Source organism: Bradyrhizobium sp. SRS-191, from assembly GCF_024586915.1.
Taxonomy (GTDB): Bacteria; Pseudomonadota; Alphaproteobacteria; order Rhizobiales; family Xanthobacteraceae; genus Bradyrhizobium.
The window spans coordinates 1-24,385 of record NZ_JANBVS010000020.1 but is presented as its reverse complement, the minus strand read 5'-3'; the positions used below and the strand labels follow the sequence as shown (position 1 = coordinate 24,385).

The window sequence follows — 24,385 nt, the reverse complement described above, 5'->3', positions numbered from 1 at the left end:
GGCATGCACTTCAGGCTTCGAGATGGCGTCCCGGAAACAGTTGCGGAAGCACGCCGCCCACGCGTCCGAACAGAACCGAGCCGAGATAGAGCAGCGACGCGACCAGGATGATCGCCGGACCCGAGGGAATGCGGGTCTGAAACGACAGCACGAGGCCGACATAGCCGGAGACGATGGCTGACGTGACCGCGATGCAGATCATCGGCGTGACGTCGCGCGACCAGAACCGCGCGATGCCCGCCGGCAGGATCATCAGTCCGACCGCAAGCAAGGTGCCGAGCGCCTGGAAGCCGTTGACCAAATTGACCACGATCAGGCCGAGAAAGATCAGATGCGCCGGTGCGCCGGCGCGACTCACCGTGCGCAGGAACAAGGGATCGACGCTCTCGACCACCAGGGGACGATAGATCACCGCGAGCACGACCAGCGTGATGGTGGCGTTGGTCGCGACCATCAGCAGGGTCGGATCGTCCATCGCCAGGATGTTGCCGAACAGCACGTGCAGCAGGTCGATATTGGTGCCCTTGACCGAGACGATGGTGACGCCGAGCGCCAGCGAGGCCAGATAGAAGGTCGCGAGCGAGGCGTCTTCCTTCAGTCCGGTCGAGCGCGACACCAGGCCCGACAGCAGCGCCACCGCAAAGCCGGCGACGAGGCCGCCGGTCGTCATCGCGAACAGGTTGAGGCCCGAGAGCAGGAAGCCGATGGCGGCGCCCGGCAGGATCGCGTGCGCCATGGCATCACCAACGAGGCTCATGCGCCGGAGCATCAGGAACACGCCGATCGGACCGGAGCCAAGCGAAAGCGCGATCACGGCGGCAAGCGCCCGGCGCATGAACTCGAAATCCGAGAACGGAGCGAACAGCACCTCGCGCAGCATCACGCCGCCTTCGAGGATTGCGCCGGTGCGCAGGGTGCGGCGGCATCATCGAAGGCCTCGCACATCCGGCGCGCCTGCGCGAGGTTGTCCGTTGTCAGCACCTCGGCCGTCGGTCCCCACGCCACCGCCTCGCGCGCGAGCAAGAGGGTCTGCGGGAAGTGCGCGCGCACCATGTCCATGTCGTGAAGCGCCGCCAGCACGGTGCGCCGCTCGCCATGCCAGTGCTCGATCAGCCGCAAGAGATCGGACGAGGTCTTCGAGTCCATCGCATTGAACGGCTCGTCGAGCACGATCACCCGCGCATCCTGCAGCAGCACGCGGGCGAACAGCAGGCGCTGCATCTGGCCGCCGGAGAGCGTGCCGATGCCGCGGCCTTCGAAGCCGGTGAGCCCGACAGCGGCGATGGCTTGCGCAATCTTGTCGCGCGCCGCGGCACCGATGCCGCCGAAGATGCCGACCGAACGCCACAGCCCGGTGCTGACGAAATCGAACACCGAGATCGGAAACGTGCGGTCGATGTCGGCGATCTGCGGCAGATAGGCGATCTCGCGCGGCTTCAAACCGGCGGCGGCGATGCTGCCGGCGAGCGGCTTCAACAGCCCGACGATGCCGCGAAACAGCGTCGACTTGCCGGCGCCGTTGGGGCCGATCACGGCCAGCAGCGCCCCCTCGGCCACGTCGCCCGAGAGGTGATGCACGGCCGGGTGGCGGTCATAGCCCAGCGTGACGTCGCGGAATTGCAGTTGCGCCATCGGCATCCTCACCGCATTGCCAGGATGACGATCACCCAGAGCACGGCGCTCGCGGCCAGCGCGGCGCCGAGCCGGACGGTCACGGGCATGCGCAGGATCGACCACGGCGCCGGCTGCGCCGGATGCGGCGTCGCGGGGCCATGACTGTGGCCATGCGCGTGATTGTGGCCATGCCCCTGCGCGCCATGCGCATGGCTGTGGCCGGGGCTCTGAAGGGCAGACTGGGTCATTTCGTCATAATGTTACATTATAACATCACCCCTGTCCACCGCAGGAAAGTGGCGATTGGACCGTGCGATATGGGAGAGTAGCCCGAAATCGCGCAGGCTTTCTCCTTGGGCCCTGGATCGCTTCGCTGCGCTCGCGATGACGGAGCAAGGTTCGGGCGGTGTGCCACAATCACGGGTTAGGCGGGCACCGGGCGTCGCCACGACCTCCGTCATCGCGAGCGCAGCGAAGCGATCCAGGGGCCAAGCAAAACGTGCCGTTTCAGCCTTTGCTAAAGGGGCTGTCGATCCGTCAGCTCAACACCCGCACCAGCGCCAGCCCCGCGAACAGGCCGGCAATCGAGATCCCCACCGAGCCCACCACATAAAGCGCGGCTAGTCCCAGCGCGCCGCGCTCATACAGCAGTGCGGTGTCCAGCGAGAACGCGGAGAACGTCGTGTAGCCGCCGAGGATGCCGGTCATCAGGAACAGCCGCCAGTGCTGGGTCGCGCCGCCCTTGAATGTCAGGTAGCCGGCGATCAATCCCATCACCGTCGAGCCGGTGATGTTGATGATGAAAGTGCCCCATGGGAAGTCCGTGCCGAGCGCCCGCGCGCTCGCCATGTTGACCGCATGCCGGATCGAAGCCCCGCAGCCGCCGCCGAAGAAGACGAGAAAATATCCGAACAGCTGATTCACCGACCCTCACCCCTACAAGGCATCGAGAGAACGAATGCCCTGCCCTCTTCCCCGCAACAGCCAAAACTTTTGCCGTAGCCATCTCCTCCTGGCAAGAACGGCCCTCGTCACATCAACGTCAAAGAAAAAGGGCGGCGAGCTCTGAGCTCACCGCCCTTCCCTGTCGATCACGTCAGATCAGACAGCCTTGCTGTAGAGCTCTTCGACATATTCCCAATTGATGAGGTTCTCGACGAACGCCTTGAGATAGTCGGGACGGCGATTGCGATAGTCGATGTAGTAGGAGTGCTCCCAGACGTCGCAGCCGAGGATCGGGGTTGCGCCGTACACCAGCGGATTCTCGCCGTTGGCGGTCTTGGAAATCTCCAGCTTGCCGTTCTTGACAGAGAGCCAGCACCAGCCCGAGCCGAACTGGCCGACGCCGGCGGCGGCGAAGTCGGTCTTGAACTTCTCGAAGCCGCCGAGGTCCTCGTTGATCTTCTTCTCCAGGGCGCCCGGCAGCTTGGAGCCGCCACCGTTCGGCTTCATCCACGACCAGAAATGGATATGGTTGAAGTGCTGGCCGGCATTGTTGAACACGGCGGGGTTCTTGCCGAACGAGCCCTTGACGATCTCCTCGAGGGACTTGCCTTCGAATTCGGTCCCCTTGATCGCATTGTTGCCGTTGGTCACATAGGCCTGGTGATGCTTGTCGTGGTGGTACTCGAGCGTCTCCTTGGACATGTAGGGGCCGAGGGCTTCGTAGGCGTAAGGCAGAGGGGGGAGCGTAAATGTCATGGGTCGGTTCCGCAACTTGTGGGAAGACGGGATTTAACGGGACCTCCTTATAGAAGGTTCCCAAGCCGTAAAACACCGTGATTCTGGAAAAAGCGAGCCGTTTTGATGAGCATCGAGATCGATGTGTTGAATGCCGACGCCGGATGGCCGCTGGCGAAGCCTCTTTATGATGCGATCTGGCCGCCCAAGGTCGTGGCCACCCTACCCTGGGCCGGTATCACATTTGCGCATGCCGACCTGCGCGTCCTGGTGCAGGATGAGGCCGGCGAGGTGCTCTGCCATGTCGGCATCTATCGCCGCCTGGTGAAATGGAACGGACAGGACGTCAACATCGCCGGCATCGGCGGCGTTTTGACGCGCGCCGACATGCGCAATCGCGGACTGGCCACGGTGGGGCTGAACGCGGCGGTCCAGACCCTGCGGCACGAGGATTCCATCAACTACGCCCTCCTGTTCTGCGCACCTGATCGCATCGCCTTCTACGGCGCCCGCGGCTTCATTCCGTTCGACGGCGACGTCTACGCCGAGCAGCCCGACAAAGGCCGCATCCGCTTCGACACACTGTCGGCGATGGTGCACGACGTGAAGCGCACCGCGCCGACCCGCGGAACCATCGACCTCTGCGGCCTGCCGTGGTGAGGCCGCTTCTCCCTCCACGAGTCGTCCCGGACAAGCGCGCGGCACGCGCGCGCCGATCCGGGATGCATACCCCCAGGGAGAAGTTTGAGGCACGCTGACAATTAGCCTTTTGCCCATCACGACCGCCGCGGAGTATGGGTCCCGGCTCAAGGCCGGGACGACAGCGGAGCGCGCGGCACGGGCAGTGCACTCCCTCTCCCCGTTCTTCACGGGGAGAGGGTCGGGGTGAGGGGCAGGCCACACGGGAAGTGCATGCAGGAGCCCCCGCCCCAACTTTTTCAACTTAGCTCAGAACCTGGAATCTAAGACTTCTTCACGCACACTACCCGTTCCGTTGCCCCTCACCCCAGCCCTCTCCCCGTGAAGAACGGGGAGAGGGAGCGCACCGCTGCTGCAAGCGCCGGCCGGGCTTCACTGCCCACTGGCTCACAAAAACGCGAATTCCGAAAAAAATAATCTTCTTGCGTATTTCCAAAAATCATGATCAACTCCCCGCATCCCGCCTCACTGCAGTAGGGGCGTAGCGCGCGATCGTCACGACACGCGAGGCGGGGATGCGGTGGCCGCGAGAGATCGCAGCGTCTTCTCGACGAAGGCGCGGACGAACGATCGCTTGCGGACGTGAAGTCGCAGCGTCCTGACACCCCGAAGCTGGTGTCCCGCGCGGCGCGTGAGAGCGCGTCGTCGCGAATGGTGGCCAACAAGCCGGCGCACCAGGGAGACTGCGTATAAGCGTGAAGACCACCGCGCAGGGAATGCCGGCGTGTTTCGGCTTTGCCTGTGGTACCTGCCGCCTGCATTTTTTTCGCAGGCGGGCCATGGGTGAGGCTGTCACCCGGCATTCCCTGCGCCCTCTGCGCTGTTTGCGAGGGACGAACTGAACGCAGACCTCGGGCATGACGTGCCGCGAGACTGTGGTTGCGTGGCCCCACTCCTTTACTTTGCTGTTTGAGCCGTAAATCCACCACACCCAACGCCGTCGTCGCGGACCAGCATCGACGCGCGTCAGCGCGGCGATGCGCCGATCCGGGACCCATACTCCGCAGCGGTCGTGAGGCGCGAACTGGTCATGAACAGCCTGCCTCAAACCACTCCCTGTGGTTATGGGTCCGGCGTTCGCCGGGACGACGGCAGAGTTTGTCGACATGGAAACGCGCCTCATCCTCCGCTGTCGTCCCGGACAAGCCGTGACGCGCGCAGCGCGGCGCGGTGCAGATCCGGGATCCATACTCCGTGACGGGTGTGAGGAGCAAAGTGCCACTCACCAGCGTGCCTCGAACTGCTCCCTGGTGGTATGGGTCCCGGCTCGAGGCCGGGACGACGGCGGTGGTTGTCGCTACAGCCGGGACCTGATCCGGCGTCATGAGACAACCGCGCAAGGAATTGAGACAGCCCATCGCCCATGCACCTGATCGTGATGACGACGCTTGGGACAACCGCAGCTCTGCCGATTGCAACCGCGCGGTTTGCTGTTATGGAAGCGCGGCTTGAACGGGGGGTAAGATGATTTGGAAATTGCGTCTGGCTGGTCTCGCACTCGCGACCATGGTGATCGCACAGCCGGCCCTGGCCGCCGATGATCCGACCGGCACCTGGCTGACCCAGGCCGGCGACGCCAGGATCAAGGTTGCCAAATGCGGCGCCAATCTGTGCGGCACCGTCGTGTGGCTGAAGGAGCCGATGGACACCGACACCGGCAAGCCGGCGGTCGACAGCAAGAACCCCAATCGCGCCCTCGCCAACCGCCCGATCATCGGGCTGCAGCTGTTCGAAGGCGTGCAGCCGGACGGACCGAACAAATGGTCCGGCAAGATCTACAACGCCGATGACGGCCAGAGCTACACCAGCCACATCTCGGTGTCCGGCCCGGACACGCTGAAGGTCGAAGGCTGCGTCGGCGCGATGTGCGGCGGCGAGACCTGGACCCGCGCGCGCTGAGCGCCGTCAGGCGACCGCGGTCTTGAGCGCGGTCGCCGCCGAGGCATAGCCGCCTTGCGCGCCGTCGATGAAGTGCACGTGGTCGGGACGAATGGCCGATGGCGTGAAGCAGGTCATCATCGCCGAGGCCTGCCGATGCAGGCCGTAACGCACCAGCCCGCGTGACGCGGCCTCGCTGAGGCGCCGTTCCAGCTCCTTCGCGAGATCCTCGGTACAGTCGAGGATCATCCGCAGAGCATCGTCATATTTCCGGAAGTCCGAGTTCTCGACGATCTGCTGCCGATAGACATCGGGCACGAAGCCGCCGATGCTGATGCCGAAGCGCATGATGGCATAGACGAACAGCGTCCGCCCGAGGACGCGGACCCAGCGTACGACGCCCGGGCCTCGTGACGTGCGAACTTCGTAGCCCAAGCCTTGCGGCGGCCATTGCAGCGCCGGCCCGCCGGGGGGCACCGGCCGCCCCGCCTCGGGACTGCGCTCCGTCAGCGTGATGATGTCCTCGATGACGCGGCGATAGGCCTGCGGCTCGGCGCCCGCGACCGGCAGCACCAGCACCGACAGGATCAGGCCGCGCGCCGACGGCATCTCCTCGAACCGGCAGGACAGACCGGACAGATCCGGCTGCGTCCCGGGCGGCGCCGGCGCAATGGCGAACTCGCCGCGCTTCATCGCAGCCTCGGCCCAGCCGATCCCGCCGCCGGCGAACATCGCGTAGGACAGGTTGGCCGACGGACCGTAGCGCGCCACGCGCACGTCATGGCCCGCGGCCCGGATCGCGCTGACCGGGATCAGCGCGACGCGCATCGCCAGCCCAAGGTCGTCGCTGACCCAGCGCGCCGTGGAGGCGAGGGCCTCGCGGGCCGCCGCGGCATCGTCAGGTCCGACCGCGAAGCTCGCGCCGTCGCCGCCGAACACGAACGGGAATTCGCGTCCTTCCAGAGCATTGGTGACCGCGGCGATGATCGCCGCCCCGGCCATGTTGACCGCCTTGTAGCGCTTGTCCGCAATCGCTTTGGTCGATTCGACGATATCAGCCGTGCCGATCAGCCAATCCTCAGGCACGCGCTTGTACAGCGCGGGATCCATAAGCCGCGAGAAGCCGCGAAAGACGGGGATCGAGGCATAATAGTCTGCAGCGCTGATCTTCGACATCGCGAGGCCATCCGTCCGGAATGCACCTTCCATGCGGAGCTACGATCATTCCTGTCAAGCGAGTTCAGCCGGGGAACACCAGGCAGCGCGTGTTATCGTTCCGTCGGGTTCGACGTGCTAGCGTTGCCTCATGAGTGCCGATACCCCGCCTGTCCCCCAACTCGCCGCCCGCGCCCTGCAGATCGCGGACCGCATCAATACCGCCGGCTTCGAAGGCCAGGTGCTGTCGGCCACCCCGCTCGCGGTTCGCATCGGCGAGACCGGGATCGCCGTGGTCTTCCGCTACGGTGTCGTCGTGTTCATCGGCCTCAGCGTCGCCGAGGAGATCAACTTCCTCGATCAGTTGGGTCCGCGGCTGTTCGGCCCGATCACCCCGCATGAGGAAGAGACGGCCAAGGTCCAGGTCGCGCGCGAATCCGAGGAGCCGATCCCGGTCGGCGGTCCGATTCTGGTCAAGGAGTTGTCCTTGGAGCGGCTGCTCATCGTCGCCGATGCGCTCGCCAAGAGCGTCGTGCTCGGCCGCAGCGAACGCGAGATCGCAGCCGTGTTCGACACGATCGAGCCGTTCGCGCGCGAGCTGGCCTCGCTCGGACGGACGTCGAAGAGCCGGGTCGCGATGCTCAAGCTGCTCGGCGCGGCGCTCCTGGTGCAGCACCGCGTCTCCGGCCGCGTCGCCGTCGGCGAGAAGCCGGACGTGCTGTGGGACCGGCCCGATCTCGAGCGGCTCTATGCCCGGCTCGAGGACGAGTATGAGCTGAAGGAGCGCGAGGAGACGCTCAATCGCAAGCTCGCCGTGATCGCCGAGACCGCGACCGCGCTCGCCGACATCATCGATACCAAGCGCTCGCTGCGGCTCGAGGTCATCGTCGTCATCCTGATCGCCTGCGAGATCGTGCTCGGCTTCTACGAGATCTTCGCCCGCGGCGGGCATTGATCGACGCATCGCCCGTCGTGTCAGTCCAGTCGGGTTCCGTACATTCAGCCTGGGTTCAGCCGCCGCATGGAACACTGCCGTCATGCTCAGTGAGGAGCATCGGGAGCAGGCCGGGATGACGAACGTGGGCAGTCATCATTGTCGGAGACAAGCCGGGGGGCTGCAGGACGCATGTCCTGCCGCTGCGATGCCGGTCCTCCCCCTGATCACTCCAGCGCGCTGACGTTCCAAGTCGCATGACGCACGCCGGGCAGCTTTGCCAGTTCAGCCGTGACGCGATCGAGCTCGGCCGTATCGGCCGCCAGCGGCACCAACGTCGCGGTGATCTCCGCGATGTCGTCCGAACGATAGGCGACCTCGGTTTCGCGCACCGGATATTTGGCCGCCTCCAGCCGCTCATCCAGCGCCTCGCGCAATTCGGCGGCATGCAGGATGTCGGTCGTCACCACGATCTCGTAGTTGGCCTCGGAGGTCGCCGCGTTGAGCGGGATGCGATCGATCGCATTCACCAGCGGCCGCAGCAGGGTGTTGCCGGCGAGCACGAACAGGGTGAGCGCCACCGACTGGGCCACGAGATCCGCGCCTGCGCAGGCGCCGACGGCCGCGGAGGCCCACAGCGTCGCCGCCGTATTGAGGCCGCGGACGTTCATGCCCTCCTTCATGATCGTGCCGGCGCCGAGAAAGCCGATGCCCGAGACGACATAGGCGATGATCCGCACCGCCCCGTCGGCGCCGGTCAGGCGGTTGCCGAGATCGACGAAGGCGGCTGCGCCGACGGCGACCAGCACATTGGTGCGCAGGCCGGCGCTGCGCTGCCGGAATTGCCGCTCGGCGCCGATCAGCGTGCCCAGCACGAAGGCCGTGAACAGGCTGACGAGCGTGTCGAGGAAATCATAGAGCTGGAAGGTGTGCAGGAATCGCATGGCAAGGACTGTCTTTGGTATCACGCTCCGCTCGTGCAGCGGCTGGCATGGTCAGGGCCCACGGCCTGGGGCGCCGCGAGACGGCCGCTTTCTTAGGCCGTCCTTGATCGAAATCAAATCCCATTCCCTCCAGCGTATCCTAGGCTGACATGATCAACAGGCAGATGACGTTGTCCGACACCCGAAGGGATCACAGTCCCGCCGTCCGGCTGGGACATGACGCGGTGAGCGCGGTGAAGCTGTCGCAGCAGCTCACCGCCGACATCGATGCCTGGGCCGAGACGCACCAGGTCACGCGCTCCGATGCCATCAGCCAGCTGCTCGCGATCGGCCTGCATGCCTCTCCGCCGGCGCCGTCTGCGCAGACCAAGCCGAGGGATCCGCTGACGATCGAGCAGAATGCCATCCGGCTGATCGACCAGATGCTCGATCCCAACCTGCCGGCCGACGAGCGCGAGCGGCGCATCCGCCGTCTGGTCGAAGGCCCGGCGGAGTTTGCCGGCGAGCGCATCGACCTGCCGAAGCATCTCGACTGAGCTACGCGGCGGAGCGCGCCGCGACGGCCTCGTAGATGTCGTCCTCCTGCGCGGTATGCATGCGCACCAGGGTCTCGATCGCCTCGATGACGCGCTGCGCATCGCGGATCAGATAGCGGTCGATCTTCTCGGACGGCAGGTCCTCGACCACCCGCCCGAGCAGCCGGGCGAGGTGCAGGATCTCGCGATGTGCGCGGCTCATCGCCGACAGGCCGTGGCTGTCCTGCAGCAGCCGCGCCAGCCTCGGATAGACCGAACCTTCGTCATCGCGCTCATGCGCGACGACCTGGTCCTGCACCAGCGCGTTGGCCTCGACGATCAGGCTGATGGCCTGCTCCGGCGAAGCCTCATCGAGCGCATCGACGATCGCGCGGAGACGGTCGAGGCCACGCAGCAGCGCTTGATGGTCATGGCGCAGGCCGAGGCCGTCCTCAGCCGTGATCTGGCCGGACTTGCCGCGGCCGGCCGGCAGCAGCGCCCGCAGCGCGTTGAGAATGACGGCGACGTCGATCGCCTCCTGCACCAGCGCCGCCGGCACCGGCTGCAGCAGACCGACCGCCGCCGCGCCCATCGCGATGAAGGACAGCGCCATGCCGGCGATGATGCTCTCCAGCGCGATGCGCCGGGCACGCTGCGCGATCACGATGGCCTCGCCGACGCGGTCGAGCCGGTCGGCAAGGATGACGACATCGGCCGCCTCCGATGAGGCGCTGGCCCCGCGTGCGCCGAGCGCGATGCCGACATCGGCCGACGCCAGCGCCGGCGCGTCGTTGATGCCGTCGCCGACCATGATGGTCGGATGCAGCCGCTGCTCGCTCCTGACCGCATCGACCTTGTCCGAGGGGACACGATCGGCGAGCACCGCATCGAGGTCGAGCGCCGCGCCGATCGCCTGCGCCGCCGCGGCGCGGTCGCCCGTCACCATCACCATGCGCGCGATGCCGGCCTCACGCAGCCAGCGGATCGCCCGCGGCGTGTCGGCGCGCAGTTCGTCGGCAAGCAGCAGCGCGCCGATCGGCTTGCCGTCGACAGCGACGAGCACGATCAGCGCCGAGCGCCAGGACGCGCGGCGGATGGCGCGCGCGGCCCAGGGCGGCGGGGCGTGGGTGCCGAGGATCAGGTCCGGCGAGCCGGCGCTGACGCGGCGGCCGTCGATCAGGCCGGCAAGGCCCGAGCCCATCGTCTCCCTGACGCGCTCCGGCACCTTGAGCTTGAGCCCGCGGGCGTGGCCGGCCTCGACGATGGCATGGGCCAGGACGTGGTGAGAGGCCTGCTCCAGCGAAGCGCCGAGCAGCAGCACATTGTCGGCATTTTCGCCCGGCGCGGCCTCGACCGAGAGCAGCCGCGCGCCGCCAACGGTCAGCGTACCGGTCTTGTCGAACAGCACCGTATGCGCCCGCGCCAGTGCCTCCAGCTTGCCGCCGCCCTTGACCAGGATGCCGCTGCGCGCCGCCTGCGCCACGCCGGCGATGAACGCGACGGGCGCCGCGAGGATCAGCGGACAAGGGGTTGCGGCGACCATCACGGCGAGCGCCCGGATCAGATCGCCGGAGGCAAACCAGGCCGCGGCTGCGATCGCCAGGCTCACCGGCAGGAAGATCAGCGCGTAGCGGTCGGCGAGCCGCACGAACGGCGCCTTCGCGGTCTGTGCCGACGTCACCAGCTTGACGATGCCGGCATAGGTGCTCTCGCCCGCAGTCGCGGTGACCGACAGCTCGAACGTCTCGCCGGCGTTGAGCGAGCCCGACAGGATCGCCATGCCGCGCGTCTTGGACACCGGGATAGGCTCGCCCGTCAGCGCGGATTCGTCGACCAGGGCGATCGCCGTCTCCACCACACCGTCCACCGGAACGATCTCGCCGGCACGCACCATCAGGCGATCGCCGACGGCCACGTCGGCCACCGCAATATCCTCGATGCGATCCTCACGCCAGCGATGGGCCATGCGCGGCGCCCGGTCGACCAGCGCGCGCAGATCATGCTCGGCACGCGCGACCGCGATGTCCTCGAGCACGTTGCCGCCGGAATACATCAACGCCACCACGGCGCCCGCCAGCGGCTCGCCGAGCACGATCGCCGCGCTCATCGACACCAGCGCGATCGCGTCGACGCCGATGCGGCCGGCGAGGACGTCGCGGATGATCGAGACGATCAGGCCTGCGATGACCGGAACGGTCGAGGCGGTGAAGGCAATGTCGGCCCACTCGGGCCGGCCGACCGCATGCGCGAGGCCGCCCGCGGCGAGGCCCGCGACGGCGATTGCGACGAGAGTCCATCGCAGGATGCGTTCGAACATGGCGATCAGTTCCGGAATTGCGTCGGCACTATCGCCGCGGCCGCCACGCGGCCGCTTGAGCGAAATCAACAGCTGATGCGGCAGATGACCGCCTCAGGCGGTATTGCCGGCGTCGACAGTGAGCACCGTGCCGGTGACGTTGCGCCCGCCCTCGCCGAGCAGGTACTCGACCATCGCAGCGACATCGTCCGTCTCCGGCAGCCGGCGCAGCGCGCTGCGGCCCGCGATGCGCCGCTGCTGCTCATCGTCCATGCTCTGCGTCAGCTCGGTGGCGATGAAGCCGGGCGCGATCGCATTGACGGTGATGCCGACCTTGCCGACCTCGCGCGCCAGCGAGCGGGTGAAGCCGTTGGCCGCCGCCTTGGTCGCGCCATAGACCGACAGGCCGTTATAGCCGGTGCTGGCGATGATCGAGGAGATGTTGACGATGCGCCCCTCGCCCGCGGCCATCATGTGCCGCACGACATATTTGGTGAGGATCATCGGCGCCAGCACGTTGAGCCGGACCAGCCCCTCGATCTCCGTATTGTGCATGGTCGCGAGCAGTCCCTCGGTGCCGATGCCGGCATTGTTGACGAGACCGTAGAGGGGACCGAACTCGTCGCGCACCGACTTCACGAAGGCGGGGATCGCGTCCACCGCGCTGAGATCGCAGGCGCGGAAATGGATGCCGGCGCTGGAGGCGCTGAACTCGGCGATGGCCGCGCGCAGCTCGTCGCTCTCGCGACGGGCGACCGCGATCACGTCATAGCCAGCGCCGGCAAGCCGGCGGGCGATGGACAATCCGATGCCGCGGCTGCCGCCGGTGACGAGGACGTTATGCATCGGCGCGCGCCAGCTTGCCGGCCGGAGTGACGTCGAGCGCCGGCACGAAGCGGATCATCGCCGGCACCTTGTGGGCCGCCAGACGCGCACGACACTCTGCGAGGATCTCATTGCGCACAGCATCGGCCCGCGCCGGATCGCTGTCTGCAGTCAGCACGACCTCAGCGACGACGATGCCGCCGGTGATCGGGCTGCGCCGCGACTTGGCGCGCGACATCCGCACCTCGGGATGACCGTTGATCACGGCTTCGATCTCCTCGGGATGAACCTTCAGGCCGCCGACATTGATGATGCCGTTGCGCCGGCCGACAAAGTAGTATCGGTCGCCGCGCAGCTCGACCATGTCGCCCGTATCGACATATCCGTCGGCGTCGGTCAGCGCAGCCGCGGCTCGACCGACATAGGCATGCGCCGCGCGCTTGGAGCGGATGCGCAGCGAACCGTCGACGACCTTCATGTCCACGGCACCGCGGCCTTCGCCGAGCAGCGTCGCGGGGAATCCCTCCAGCCCGTCATTGACCGCAAAGCCGACGCCTGCCTCGGTCGACGCGTAAGCATGGCCGATCGAGGCGTTCGGGAACGCCTGCTTCAAACCGTCGAGCACGGCCTGATCGGCGATCTCGCCCGACAGCCGCACGTAACGCGGGGCGAATTGCTCGGCCGATCCGCTCATCAGCAGCTTGCGCCAATGCGACGGCGTTCCCGAGATGTGCGTGACACCGCGCGCATTGAGGCGCGCGACGTGATCGGCCAGCGCCTCGCCGGGATCCGACAGCACCATGGAGCCGCCGACGATGGCGCGGAGGAAGATCTGCAGCCCGCCATAGCGGCGGATGTCGTAGAACGTCGCCCACACCGGCAATGCATCGCCGGGCGCCGGCCGATCGCCGATGATGGCGCCGCACAGGCCCTCCAGCGTATGGCCGACGATCTTCGGCACACCCGAGGTGCCCGACGTCAGCATCAGCCATTCGGTCGCACGGACCGTCGGCGCGACCTGGGTCGCAGGCTGCGGCAGGCCGACGGGGATGACGAGATCAATGCCGAAGCCTGCGAAGCGCTGCGGCTCATCGGTGACGATAGCATCGATCCCGGCCTCAGCGATGATGCTGCCGAGATGCTCGTCCTTCAGATCGGGCGGGCACAGCAGCATGCGCCGGGCGACGCCATCGATCTCGATCAGTGCCAGGCCGGCCAACAGCTGGCCGGACGTCGCGAGCAGGACCGAGCGGCCGTCGAGCTCGCCGCCGCGGCCGCCGAGACAGCTTCCGCGCGGCAGCTCGGCCAGCGAGACGACGTGACGTGGATCGGAGATCGTCCGCTCTGTCAGCGCCGTTCCGAGATGGTCGCGCAGCGCGAAGATTTCACGCGGGGACATTCTCATAGGCCCTGATGAAGTCGCCGATCGTGTTCGGGAACGTGACCTCCTCGGACAGAGTGAACGGATCAACGCCGAGATCGTCCTCGAGGCGGGCGACCAGGATCGCGAAGGCGAGCGAGTCGAAGCCGGTCTCGTGCAGGGTCAACTCGTCCGTCAGCGGCGGCAGCTTCACCTTCTGCTCCTCCGCAATCTGCTTGATCGCTGCAATGATTCTTAACCGTACCGACATGGCGAAATCCGTCATTGTTCAAACGATGCGAGCGACACTAGAGGGACAAGGTGAAGGAACCCGGACCTTCGCGGCATGTTTTGGCGCCGTTGGTAAATGCACCTCGCGGCCTATGATTAAAAACATCTACAAACGGACCTTCCCCGTCGCGATCAGCGCATGGAGATCAGCATCGAGCGGATGATAGGCTCCGGTCGCAGCCTCGCGGATGTACAATGGCTCGGAAACGATCGAGGGGTCGAAGCCGTCGCGCATCAGCTGCGGCTTCTTCTGCTTGAACGTCTCGGTCGACTGCAGCGAGGGCGTGATGCGCAGCGCGACTGGCTGCGCATAGGCCGGCAATCGGCGCGCAAGCTCTGATGACAGCATCGCGAGATCGAAATCCTTCTCGACGACCAGCGCGGCCATGCCAGCCCGTCCGTCACTGCCGGGCACGGCGACGCCATAGGTCGAGGCCTCCACGACCCCCGGACATTGCAGGATGGCGTCGTTCACCTCGCTGGTCGCGACGTTCTCGCCCTTCCAGCGGAAGGTGTCGCCGACCCGGTCGACGAAATAGAAGAAGCCCTGCTCGTCCTGGCGCATGAGATCGCCGGTGCGGAACCAGGCGTCGCCCTCAGCAAAGACATTGCGCAGGATCTTCTTCTCGGTTTCCGCGCGATCAGTATAGCCCTCGAAGCGGCCGCCACCCTCGTCGGCCTTGCCGATGCGGCCGACGGCCTCGCCGATCTCACCGCGCGCACATGGCAGGCAGAGCCCGTCGGGCCCGCGCAGCGGCGCGCGCTGATCCGCATCGAGTTGGATGATCGCCGCCGGGAAGCGATGCGCGAGCAGCGACGGCACGCGGCCGATCGAGCCCACTCTCCCCTCGACATTGTAGAGCGAGAAATTGCCTTCGGTCGCCGCGTAGAACTCCAGCACCTGCGGAATCGCGAAGCGCGCCTGGAACGCCTCCCAGATGTCGCCGCGCAAGCCATTGCCACAGGCGAGCCGCAGCCGATGGGCGCGATCGAGATCTGATGGGGCCGCCGTCAGCAGATAGCGGCAGAGCTCGCCGATATATTGCACCAGCGTGCAGTCGTGATGGACAATATCGCGCCAGAACTGACGCGCCGAGAACTTCTCGGCCAGAACAGCCGTGCCGCCGGCGCGCAGCATGCTGCAGGGCGCGACGATGCCACCAACGGAATGATACACCGGCAGGCAATCGTAGAGACGATCTTCGGGCCCTGCACCCGTGAGGCCCGCGAACCAGCCGCCCCAGTTCAGGATGCGGCGGTGGCTGATGCTGGCGGCTTTGGGCAGGCCTGTCGTTCCCGACGTGTAGATCAGCAGCGCGCGGTCGTTGATCGTGACGGCGGGACGTTCGTGGGCCTCCAGCGGGCGCGGGTCGATCACGGCGAGCGCCGCGTCGAGATCGCCCCCGGCGTTCCAGACACGCGGCGCGCCGGAGATCAGCGGCATGGCGTCGGCATAGGAGCTTTGAAACTCGCTGGCGACGATGATGTGGGTTGGCGCCGCGACGTTGAGGCAGTGCGCCAGCGAGGGACCAACCAGATTGGTGTTGATCAGCGCGACGATGCCGCCGACGCGACTGATCCCGAGCCAGGCCGCCAGATAGTCCGGCCGGCTCGGCATCATCAGCGCGACGGTGTCGCCGGGCGCGATGCCCTGGGCCAGCGCCCAGCGGGCATATTGGTTGATGCGCGCAGACAGCGCGGCGTAGCTGAGCGTCTCGCTGTTCGAGATCAGGGCCGGACGACCCGGCTGCCTGGCCGACCAATCGTCGATGACATCCACAAACAGCCGCGTCGGCTCGGCCTCGATGCGCGATGTCAGCTCGATCGCCTTGAGCCAGATCTTGGCCGTCGACGGCCTCCGCGCGGGCGTGATGGGGTCCGCAGATCGGTCCGCGCGCTCGGTTGTCATGCCTGCCACCGCTTCCAGTACGGCGTCCTTATAGGTCGCGCGGACTGACCAGGCGTTAACCGGCAGGGTTAACCTGCGTGAAGCGGGTCGCGATCGAAGTAGATGCGAACCTTTACGAAGTAATCGGAAATGCCGGTTAGGTTGTGTTTCCCAGAACATGCCAAAGCGAAGGCCGGCATGCCCAAGGATTTGACGATTACACGACGTGCCCTGCTGCAAGCTGCGGCCTGGAGCGGTCTTGCTGCGGTGCATCCGGCTGCGGCAGCCGCCGGTGGCGAGGCTCCCTACCCGGCCCGACCGGTGACGTGGGTCATTCCATTCGCGCCCGGCGGCGCCACCGGCCGGCTGTCGGTGCTGATCTGCGACCGGCTGTCGCGACGGCTCGGCCAGGCCTTTGTGCTCGACCACCGGCCGGGCGCCGGCGGCGTCACCGCCACCAGAAGCGTCGCGAGCTCCGCGCCGGACGGCTACACGATGCTGGCGACCTCGACCGCCAACATCATCAATGCCTCCCACGATCCGGCAGCCGGCGCCGACGACGATCTGATCCCGGTCGCCGGCATGGCGCGGATGCCGCTGCTGCTGCTGGTCAGCAAGCAGCTGCCGGTCAAGACGCTGCCCGAGTTCCTGGCTTTTGCCAAAGCCAACCCCGGCAAGCTCAGCGTCGGCTCGGCCGGCCCCGCCACGGTTCAGCTCCTGTCGGCCGAGCTGTTCCGAACACTCAGCGGCATCACCTGGTCCGTCGTCCAGTATCGCGGCTCGGGCCCGGCGCTGACCGACCTCGCCTCCGGGCATATCCATGCGATGTTCGACAACACCGCTTCCGCGACCGACCTGCTGCGCAGCGGCAAGATCCGGGCGCTGGCGGTGTCGACCCGCGAGCGGTCGCAAGCCTTCCCCGATCTGCCGCCGGTCGCCGATGTGCTGCCAAGCTTCGAGACCTCCGGCTTCTACGGCGTCGCCGCGCCGCGCGGGACACCGCAGGCGATCGTCGACCTGCTCAACCGCGAGATCAATGCGGCCCTGGCCGATCCCGAGATCCTGCAGCACCTCGCCGAGATCGGAGCGACGCCGATCACCGGCGACAGCGGCGTCTATGCCTCGACCTACCGGGCCGAGGTGATGCGCTGGCGCAAGCTCGTGGCCGCGCAGGCAGGCCCCACCAAATAGGCCGTGGCGCCCGCCATACGTCACCTCATGCCGCCACGCCCTGCAGCACCAGCCGGTTGAGCCGCGCCGCGAACGCCGCGGGATCCTCCGGCAATTCGCCGTCGAGGATCTGCGCCTGCTCCAGCAGCAGGAACGAGAGATCGTCGACCTTGGCCTTGTCGGCGGCCGCCTTAGCGACGGCGACCACCAGCGGATGGCGCAGGTTGATCTCCAGGATCGGCTTGGTGCGGGCGCCGCGCGCCTGCTGCGAGAGAATGCGCTCCAGCTCGCGATCCGGCCCATGGCTGCCCGCCACCAGACACGAGGCGCTGGTGGTCAGCCGGGTCGAGACCTTCACGTCGGTGACGTGATCGCCGAGGCTCGCCTTGATCAGCGCGATGGTGTTGGCCTCGTCGGCCGCCGGCTTCGCCTCGTCCTCGGCCTCTTTCTCGGTCACCGGGATCGGATCGAAATTGATGTCGCCCTGGCTGAGCGACTTCAGCGGCTTGCCGTCGAACGAAAGCTGCGCCGAAGTCCAGAACGCATCGACCGGATCGGTCAGCAAGAGCACCTCGACGCCGCGCGCCTTGGCGGCCTCGAGCCGCGGATTGGACTTCAGCCGCTCCAGGCTGTCGCCGACCAGGAAGTAGATCTCGGTCTGGTTCTCCTTGAGGCCCTCGACATACTGCTTCAGCGAGCGCTTCTCACCTGTGGTCGTCGTGAAGCGCGCCAGCGCCAGCAGCTTGTCGCGGCGCTCGAAATCCTCGTAGAGGCCTTCCTTGATGACGGCGCCGAAGGAATCCCAGATCTTCTCGAAGTTCTCGGCGTCCTTCTCGGCGAGCTGCTCCAGCTCGCTGATCACGCGCGTCGTCACGGCTTTGCGGATCTGCGCCAGCTGCGGATTGTTCTGCAGCATCTCGCGCGACAGATTGAGCGGCAGATCCTCGCTGTCGATCACGCCGCGGATGAAGCGCAAATACGCCGGCATCAGATCGGCGTCGTCGGTGATGAAGACCCGGCGGACATAGAGCTTGACCTTGCCCTTGCGCGCCGGCTCGAACAGGTCGAACGGCTTGGTCGAGGGCGCGAACAGCAGCACCGCATAGGAATAGCGGCCCTCGGCGCGGTAGTGCAGCGTCATCGCCGGCTCGTCGAAGGCGTGCGCAATCGATTTGTAGGCCTTGGCGTAGTCCTCCGCCGAAAGCTCGGACTTCGAGCGCTGCCACAGCGCGCTGGCGGAGTTGATCTGGCGCGGCTCGCCCTCTTCCGCGACCAGCATGATCGGAAACTGGATGTTGTCGGAATAGGCGGTGACGATGCGCTCGATCTCGTAAGTTTCGAGATATTTCTTGGCGTCGTCCTTGAGGTGCAGCACGATCTCGGTGCCGCGCGTCACCCGCTGGGCGTCCTCCTCCGAGGCCGGCGCGACCTCGAAGCCGGCGCCGCCCGAGGAGGTCCAGGTCCAGACCTCGCTGCCGCCGGCGCGGCGGCTGATCACATTAATGCGGTCGGCGACCATGAAGGCCGAATAGAAGCCGACGCCGAACTGGCCGATCAGGCCGGTGCCGTCCTTGGCCTCGGACAGCTTCTGCACGAAGGCCTTGGTGCCGGAGCGGGCGATGGTGCCGAGATGGTCGATCAGCTCCTGGCGGTCCATGCCGATGCCGCTATCGGCGATGGTCAGGGTGCTTGCGGCCTTGTCCGGGATGATGCGGATCTGCGGCGGCTCGCCGTCGCCGATCAGCTCGGGCTTGGCGATGGCCTCGTAGCGGAGCTTGTCGCAGGCGTCGGAGGCATTCGAAACCAATTCGCGCAGGAAGATGTCGGTCTCGGAATAGACCGAGTGCACCATCAGATGCAGCAGCTCGGAGACTTCGGCCTGGAAGGAATGGCTAACGGTCGCGGTGTCGGTCATCGTCGTGCGTTGGCCCATGCTGGCAATGAAGGGGAGACCGTCGATATAGCGCGGCGACAGCGTCGATCAAGCCTTCGATCGCGGGTTGCGAACGGCCTTTCGGGGCTGCGGCGCAGCATCATTCCGGCCGCTCCGTCGCGCCCAGCAACTTGTCGATGACGGCGTTGAGGGTGGCGACCTCGTCCCGCGTCAGCACGTCGAGCAGATCGGCCTCCCGCGCCAGCGCATGGGGCACGATCTTGCGATACAGCGCCCGTCCGGCGGCGGTCAGGGTCACGATCCGCTCGCGGCCATCCTCGGGGTCGCGGCTGCGGCTGACGATGCCGCGCGTCTCCAGGCTCTGCATGGCGCGGCTGACATTCATCTTGTCGAGCGTCGTCAGCCGGCCGATCTCCTTGGTCGGCAGAAGCGGTTGCTCGCCGAGCGCCGCCAGGATCCGCCATTCCTGCCGCGACAGCGCGAAGCGGTCGGCATAGACCTCGGCGACCGCCAGCGACACCTGCTCGGCCAGCCGCGCCAGCCGATAGGGAAAATAGCGCTGCAGCCGGAGCTCGCGCCCAGGCGCTTCGTCACTTCCTCGCTGATCCCTGGTCTGGTCGGCCGCCTTCGTCATTGCATCCCCTGCCCTCGTCCGCTCGCCTCTCGCCACCTCAATCCGATCCCGCTCGGGTTGATCTGGATCAAAGCCGCCAGATCGTATCATCCGTTACGATCTTGCCAACAATGATCATGGGAGGACCATCATGCAGATCGAGAAGATCCATCACGTCGCCTATCGCTGCGTCGACGCCAAGGCCACCGTCGACTTCTACAAGAAGGTCCTCGACATGGACCTGCTCGGCGCCATCGCCGAGGACCGCGTGCCCTCGACCAAGGCCCCCGATCCCTACATGCACATCTTCCTCGATGCCGGAAACGGCAACATCCTCGCCTTCTTCGAACTGCCGAACTCGCCGCCGATGGGCCGCGATCCGAACACCCCGGAATGGACCCAGCACATCGCCTTCCAGGTCAAGGACATGGAGGAGTTGGAGGAAGCGAAGGCCCGCGCGGAGGCGGCCGGCCTCGACGTCGTCGGGATCACCGACCACACCATCTTCAAGTCGATCTACTTCCATGATCCGAGCGGCCACCGCCTGGAGATCGCGACCTGGACCGCCACGCCCGAGCAGATCACGCGGATGAAGTCGGTCGCCCATGCCATGGTCGACGAATGGGCCACCACCAAGAAGCCGCCGCGGCACACCGCCTGGATGCACGAAAAGGAATTCGCCGGCGCCGACTGAGCAAGCGTTCGTTTCCGACATCCCGACCGTAACGCGCCAGCCGAGGCAGCCATGAGCAACTATGTCTATCCGCGATTTCCCTATGTCTGCTCGGCGGAGCAGACGAGCGGCGAGACTCGCCGCCATCCGGTCGTCGTGATCGGCGCCGGGCCGATCGGCCTGACCGCGGCGCTCGATCTCGCCGCCCGCGGCCAGCCGGTGGTCGTGCTCGACGACAACGACACCGTCAGCATCGGCTCCCGCGCCGTGTGCTACGCCAAGCGCCCGCTGGAGATCTGGGACCGGCTCGGCTGCGCGGAGCCGATGGTGGAGAAAGGCGTGAGCTGGAACATCGGCAAGGTGTTCTTCCGCGACCAGCTGTCCTATCAGTTCGACCTGCTGCCGGAGCCCGACCATCGCTGGCCGGCAATGATCAACCTGCAGCAATACTACCTCGAGAAAATGCTGGTCGAGGCCTGCAGCAGGAGCCCGCTGATCGAGCTGCGCTGGAAGCACCGGCTCGTCAGCCTCAAGCAGACCGACGACCATGCTCAGCTTGCCGTGGAGACGCCGGACGGCATCTTCACGATGGAGGCGCAATGGGTGATCGCCTGCGACGGCGCCAATTCCGACACGCGGCGGATGGTGGTCGCCGAATTCAAGGGCCAGTTCTTCCAGGACCGCTTCCTGATCGCCGACGTCAAGATGAAGGCGGAGTTTCCGACCGAGCGCTGGTTCTGGTTCGATCCGCCGTTCCACCCGGGCCAGTCGGTGCTGTTGCATCGCCAGTCCGACAACATCTGGCGCATCGATTTCCAGCTCGGCTGGGACGCCAATCCCGACGAGGAGAAAAAGCCCGAGCGCGTCATCCCGCGCATCCGGGCGATGCTCGGCGAGAGCGCCGAGTTCGAACTCGAATGGGTGTCGATCTATCAGTTCGCCTGCCGCCGGATCGACAATTTCCGCCATGGACGGGTGCTGTTCGCCGGCGACGCGGCGCATCAGGTGTCGCCGTTCGGCGCCCGCGGCGCCAACACCGGCGTGCAGGACATCGACAATCTCGCCTGGAAGCTTTCGCTGGTGCTGTGCGGCGAGGCGCCCGAGAGCCTGATCGACAGCTATCACGAGGAGCGAGCGTTTGCTGCCGACGACAACATCCTGAACTCGACCCGCGCCACCGACTTCATTACGCCGAAGACGCAGGTGAGCCGGCATTTCCGTGACGCCGCGCTCGACCTCGCGCAGCACCACGCCTTCGCGCGGCCGCTGGTCAATAGCGGCCGGCTGTCGACACCGACGCCCTATGTCGCCTCGTCGCTGAACACGCCCGATGGCGTACCGGACTCCGTCGCCATGACGCCAGGCACCAATGCCGCCGATGCGCCCGTGACCATTGCGGGGCAGCCCGGCTGGTTGCTGAACTACCTCGGCGACGGCTTCACCGTGCTGACGTTCGATCGCGCCGTCACGGCCAAGGAGCTCAGCATCGACGGCCTCGCGGCGCGCGTGCTCGCCGTCGGCCGCGACATCGCCGACACCAAGGGGCTGCTCGCAGAGCGCTACGGCGCCGCTGAAGGCACGACCTATGTGTTCCGTCCCGATCAATACGTCACCGCCCGCTTCCCGCAACTCGACGAGGCCGCGATCGCCGCAGCCGTCCGGCGCGCCTGCGGCAGACCCGGGCCGGTCCAGCAGGAGCTTGCTGCATGAGCCTGACCCTCACACCGAACATCAGCAATCCCGATGATTTCTATGCCGAGCTGATCGGCAGCCAGCGCGAGCTCGCCGAGGGCGAGGCGCTGCGCATGAATGCGAGGCTCGTGCTGCTGCTCGCCAACCACATTGGCGACCGCGCGATCCTGAGCGAGGCAATCCGGCTGGCGCGATCGCCGGGCGGCTGACGTTGCGACATGAGCACTGTCGCGCTGACAATCTTGCCAGTTAGTTAGTTACTCCATCATGGCCGGGCTCGTCCCGGGCATCCACGTCGCTCCCAGGACGCCGAACGACGTGGACGGCCGGGACGAGCCCGGCCATGACGACGTGGAGATAGGCCGGCGCAAAACTCCGATCATCGGATGCAATCCGAGTGAGAGGATACGAGTCTCTTGTTTGATACTTCCCGTGCGGCTGCCCCTCACCCCGACCCTCTCTCCGTGAAGAACGGGGAGAGGGAGTGCAGTGTGCTCGGGGCGCAAGCCTGAATCGTCGGTCGTGGGCAAGGCGAGCGATGCCTGTTCGATGATCCGGCGAAATAGCGCGCATTTGACATGGATCAATGACCACGGCGCCGCCGCCGAGGAAGCTGAAGGGATGCGTCCAACGCGACACATTGCCAGGTTGTTGCAATTGCAACAAATAACGTCTGAAGCTGCTCTGTTTCATTGTGACAACATCATCATGTCACGCCACATTCACTGAGCGTCTCTACGTGTCCGCCCCGTTCCACACACGAACGGGGATTCGCATGTCGCGCACCTACAAAATCCTGCAGACGCAGCGCTTCGACGACTATCGCTACTATCATCAGAGCCGGATCAATCAGACGCTGCATCTGATCAGCGCCGTGATCTTCCTCGTCTGCTACGCCCTGCTGTTCAAGGATCCGGCGATGGCCGGCCTGGTCGGCTGGCTCGCGATGCTGACGCGGCAGACCGGGCACTTCTTCTTCGAGCCCAACGGCTATGATCACGTCAACGGCGTGACCAACGACTACAAGGAAGCGGTCAAGGTCGGCTATAATCAGAGCCGCAAGATCGTGCTGCTGACGGTATGGGGCCTGGTGCCGGTCGCGCTGTTCGCCGTCCCGACCCTGTTCGGTCTGTTCGACGCGCCGGCGACCCGGATGGATTTCATCCGCCACGTCGGCGTGCTCTGGCTCGCGGTCGGCATCGGCGGCGGCCTCTTCCGCGTGATCCAGCTGTTTGCAACGCAGGATGTCGCGACCGGCCTGATCTGGGCGTTCAAGGTGCTCACCGACCCCTTCCACAACATCGCGCTGTACTGGAAGTCGCCGCTGGCGCTGCTGCGCGGCGAGCTGATCGACCCGACCATCAAGGACGCCTCGCACTGGGGCGCGGCCGAGGATGACGACGCCGAGGAGGCCGCGCATCTCACCTGATGCGGCGCCTGCTCCTCCACCGCCCGCCGCGCGGGCGGTGGAACCAGGCGAGACCTTCAACTTCATGGAACGAGTTGTCTGCTGCGCCGTTGCGGCCTCAGTGCTGGTGGCCTTCAGGAGCTTTCCATGTGTGACTACAGCCTTCATACTGTCTCCTCCCGTGATGCCAAGATCGACGACGTGCTGGTCTCCTGTCGCTTCCCCGGCACGGAGACGCGCGGCTTCTCGACCAAGGACGATCCCTTGACGGCGGTGTGCCTGCGTCCGGGCACCGAGCTTGCCTTCGAGGGCGACGTGCGTATCAAGGGCTTCTTCTTCCGCCGCAAGGTCGGCGCCCATCTCGCCCGCTTCCGTCAGGTCGACACCAACAAGCCGACCGAGCACCACGACGCGCTCGAATTCTCCAATGGCCGCATCGTCAAGGTCACCGACCTCGCCACCGGCCAGCGCGCCCGCGTGCTGCAGATGCCGGCTGATCCGGCGACCAGGCGCACGGCCATCCCGATGACGATCGAGCTGCGCGCGACGCAACTGTAAGGCCTTTGGGCGGGATGACGGCGGGGCCGCATCGGCGCTGCCGTCGCTCGTCATTGCGTGATGATGGTCCACTTGCTCGACCTCTCCGCACGGAATGGATGAAGATGTGATCGGCATGCGCGCTCGCGATCCCGCGACACGATGTGCCCGGGTGATACGGCCGTCAGCCCTCATAAAAGCAAGAGGGCGCGGGGAAGGCCGGGTGCTGACCACGGCCCATGGCCCGCCTGCAACAAGGAAAGCAGGCGGCAGTCACCACAGGTCGGGCCACCAAGCGGCCTCCCCCGCGCAATGGTTT

Annotated in this window: 25 protein-coding genes; 11 read left to right on the top strand and 14 right to left on the bottom strand. The window is 66.3% G+C overall.

What is annotated here, in order from left to right; genetic code table 11:
- Nucleotides 1-10: 10 nt before the first annotated feature.
- From NLR35_RS27955 to NLR35_RS27935, 5 genes are all read right to left on the bottom strand, one after another.
- Nucleotides 11-880, bottom strand: a complete 870-nt coding sequence (locus NLR35_RS27955) for a metal ABC transporter permease (protein ID WP_257169764.1) — start codon at nt 878-880, stop codon at nt 11-13.
- Nucleotides 880-1,632: a metal ABC transporter ATP-binding protein gene (locus NLR35_RS27950; protein ID WP_257169763.1), complete on the bottom strand. Its 753-nt coding sequence runs from the start codon at nt 1,630-1,632 to the stop codon at nt 880-882. Before NLR35_RS27950 ends, NLR35_RS27955 begins: the two co-directional genes overlap by 1 nt.
- 8 nt (nt 1,633-1,640) lie before the next feature.
- A complete protein-coding gene (locus NLR35_RS27945; protein WP_257169762.1) occupies nt 1,641-1,862 on the bottom strand; it encodes a hypothetical protein in 222 nt (73 codons plus the stop codon).
- 289 nt (nt 1,863-2,151) lie between these two features.
- Entirely contained in the window at nt 2,152-2,538 is a 387-nt protein-coding gene (gene crcB / locus NLR35_RS27940) for a fluoride efflux transporter CrcB (protein ID WP_257169761.1), read from the bottom strand.
- A gap of 177 nt (nt 2,539-2,715) precedes the next feature.
- Nucleotides 2,716-3,315, bottom strand: a complete 600-nt coding sequence (locus NLR35_RS27935) for a superoxide dismutase (RefSeq protein ID WP_257169760.1) — start codon at nt 3,313-3,315, stop codon at nt 2,716-2,718.
- A 105-nt stretch (nt 3,316-3,420) separates the two neighbouring features.
- Between NLR35_RS27935 and NLR35_RS27930 the strand changes: the two genes are divergently transcribed.
- Both NLR35_RS27930 and NLR35_RS27925 read left to right on the top strand, forming a co-directional pair.
- Entirely contained in the window at nt 3,421-3,954 is a 534-nt protein-coding gene (locus tag NLR35_RS27930) for a GNAT family N-acetyltransferase (RefSeq protein ID WP_257169759.1), read from the top strand.
- A 1,503-nt stretch (nt 3,955-5,457) separates the two neighbouring features.
- Nucleotides 5,458-5,892, top strand: a complete 435-nt coding sequence (locus NLR35_RS27925) for a DUF2147 domain-containing protein (protein WP_257169758.1) — start codon at nt 5,458-5,460, stop codon at nt 5,890-5,892.
- 6 nt (nt 5,893-5,898) lie between these two features.
- Here NLR35_RS27925 and NLR35_RS27920 read toward each other — a convergent pair whose 3' ends face one another.
- Complete coding sequence (locus tag NLR35_RS27920) at nt 5,899-7,047, bottom strand: DUF3095 domain-containing protein (RefSeq protein WP_257169757.1); 1,149 nt, start codon at nt 7,045-7,047, stop codon at nt 5,899-5,901.
- A gap of 130 nt (nt 7,048-7,177) precedes the next feature.
- Here NLR35_RS27920 and NLR35_RS27915 point away from each other — a divergent pair, with 130 nt between their 5' ends.
- Nucleotides 7,178-7,981 (top strand): RMD1 family protein, encoded by an 804-nt coding sequence (locus NLR35_RS27915; RefSeq protein WP_257169756.1) that lies wholly within the window; start codon nt 7,178-7,180, stop codon nt 7,979-7,981.
- A 206-nt stretch (nt 7,982-8,187) separates the two neighbouring features.
- Here the strand turns inward: NLR35_RS27915 and NLR35_RS27910 are convergent, their stop codons facing one another.
- Nucleotides 8,188-8,904, bottom strand: a complete 717-nt coding sequence (locus NLR35_RS27910) for an MgtC/SapB family protein (protein WP_257169755.1) — start codon at nt 8,902-8,904, stop codon at nt 8,188-8,190.
- Between the two features lie 149 nt (nt 8,905-9,053).
- Here NLR35_RS27910 and NLR35_RS27905 point away from each other — a divergent pair, with 149 nt between their 5' ends.
- The gene (locus tag NLR35_RS27905; RefSeq protein WP_257169754.1) at nt 9,054-9,440 is read left to right on the top strand and encodes a hypothetical protein; all 387 of its coding nucleotides are present in this window, start codon (nt 9,054-9,056) and stop codon (nt 9,438-9,440) included.
- A gap of 1 nt (nt 9,441) precedes the next feature.
- On the opposite strand, the gene NLR35_RS27900 is transcribed toward NLR35_RS27905, so the two are convergent.
- From NLR35_RS27900 to NLR35_RS27880, 5 genes are all read right to left on the bottom strand, one after another.
- Nucleotides 9,442-11,736 carry a heavy metal translocating P-type ATPase gene (locus tag NLR35_RS27900; protein ID WP_257169753.1) on the bottom strand — a complete coding sequence of 765 codons (2,295 nt, stop codon included), beginning with the start codon at nt 11,734-11,736 and terminating at the stop codon, nt 9,442-9,444.
- 93 nt (nt 11,737-11,829) lie between these two features.
- Nucleotides 11,830-12,561 carry an SDR family NAD(P)-dependent oxidoreductase gene (locus NLR35_RS27895; protein ID WP_257169752.1) on the bottom strand — a complete coding sequence of 244 codons (732 nt, stop codon included), beginning with the start codon at nt 12,559-12,561 and terminating at the stop codon, nt 11,830-11,832.
- Nucleotides 12,554-13,939, bottom strand: a complete 1,386-nt coding sequence (locus NLR35_RS27890) for a class I adenylate-forming enzyme family protein (protein ID WP_257169751.1) — start codon at nt 13,937-13,939, stop codon at nt 12,554-12,556. Before NLR35_RS27890 ends, NLR35_RS27895 begins: the two co-directional genes overlap by 8 nt.
- On the bottom strand, nt 13,926-14,171 hold the full coding sequence (locus NLR35_RS27885; RefSeq protein WP_006611415.1) for an acyl carrier protein: 246 nt from the start codon (nt 14,169-14,171) through the stop codon (nt 13,926-13,928). The genes NLR35_RS27890 and NLR35_RS27885 overlap by 14 nt, the downstream gene beginning before the upstream one ends.
- A 126-nt stretch (nt 14,172-14,297) precedes the next feature.
- Entirely contained in the window at nt 14,298-16,100 is a 1,803-nt protein-coding gene (locus NLR35_RS27880) for a long-chain-acyl-CoA synthetase (RefSeq protein WP_257169750.1), read from the bottom strand.
- A 177-nt stretch (nt 16,101-16,277) separates the two neighbouring features.
- Here NLR35_RS27880 and NLR35_RS27875 point away from each other — a divergent pair, with 177 nt between their 5' ends.
- A complete protein-coding gene (locus NLR35_RS27875) occupies nt 16,278-17,270 on the top strand; it encodes a tripartite tricarboxylate transporter substrate binding protein (RefSeq protein WP_257169749.1) in 993 nt (330 codons plus the stop codon).
- A 25-nt stretch (nt 17,271-17,295) separates the two neighbouring features.
- Here NLR35_RS27875 and htpG read toward each other — a convergent pair whose 3' ends face one another.
- Complete coding sequence (gene htpG / locus NLR35_RS27870; RefSeq protein WP_257169857.1) at nt 17,296-19,164, bottom strand: molecular chaperone HtpG; 1,869 nt, start codon at nt 19,162-19,164, stop codon at nt 17,296-17,298.
- Between the two features lie 118 nt (nt 19,165-19,282).
- Nucleotides 19,283-19,777: a MarR family winged helix-turn-helix transcriptional regulator gene (locus NLR35_RS27865; protein WP_257169748.1), complete on the bottom strand. Its 495-nt coding sequence runs from the start codon at nt 19,775-19,777 to the stop codon at nt 19,283-19,285.
- A 130-nt stretch (nt 19,778-19,907) separates the two neighbouring features.
- On the opposite strand from NLR35_RS27865, the gene NLR35_RS27860 reads away from it, so the two are divergent.
- The 6 genes from NLR35_RS27860 (at nt 19,908) to NLR35_RS27835 (ending at nt 24,087) form a co-directional block, all read left to right on the top strand.
- Nucleotides 19,908-20,450 carry a VOC family protein gene (locus NLR35_RS27860; RefSeq protein WP_257169747.1) on the top strand — a complete coding sequence of 181 codons (543 nt, stop codon included), beginning with the start codon at nt 19,908-19,910 and terminating at the stop codon, nt 20,448-20,450.
- Nucleotides 20,451-20,501: 51 nt separating this feature from the next.
- The gene (locus NLR35_RS27855) at nt 20,502-22,139 is read left to right on the top strand and encodes an FAD-dependent oxidoreductase (RefSeq protein ID WP_257169746.1); all 1,638 of its coding nucleotides are present in this window, start codon (nt 20,502-20,504) and stop codon (nt 22,137-22,139) included.
- Nucleotides 22,136-22,330, top strand: coding sequence for a DUF2783 domain-containing protein (locus tag NLR35_RS27850; protein ID WP_257169745.1), 195 nt, complete (start codon nt 22,136-22,138; stop codon nt 22,328-22,330). The genes NLR35_RS27855 and NLR35_RS27850 overlap by 4 nt, the downstream gene beginning before the upstream one ends.
- A 313-nt stretch (nt 22,331-22,643) precedes the next feature.
- The gene (locus NLR35_RS27845) at nt 22,644-22,850 is read left to right on the top strand and encodes a hypothetical protein (RefSeq protein WP_257169744.1); all 207 of its coding nucleotides are present in this window, start codon (nt 22,644-22,646) and stop codon (nt 22,848-22,850) included.
- Nucleotides 22,851-22,896: 46 nt separating this feature from the next.
- Nucleotides 22,897-23,550, top strand: coding sequence for an Mpo1-like protein (locus NLR35_RS27840; RefSeq protein WP_257169743.1), 654 nt, complete (start codon nt 22,897-22,899; stop codon nt 23,548-23,550).
- Nucleotides 23,551-23,676: 126 nt separating this feature from the next.
- Nucleotides 23,677-24,087 (top strand): hypothetical protein, encoded by a 411-nt coding sequence (locus NLR35_RS27835; protein WP_257169742.1) that lies wholly within the window; start codon nt 23,677-23,679, stop codon nt 24,085-24,087.
- The last annotated feature ends 298 nt before the right edge of the window (nt 24,088-24,385 follow it).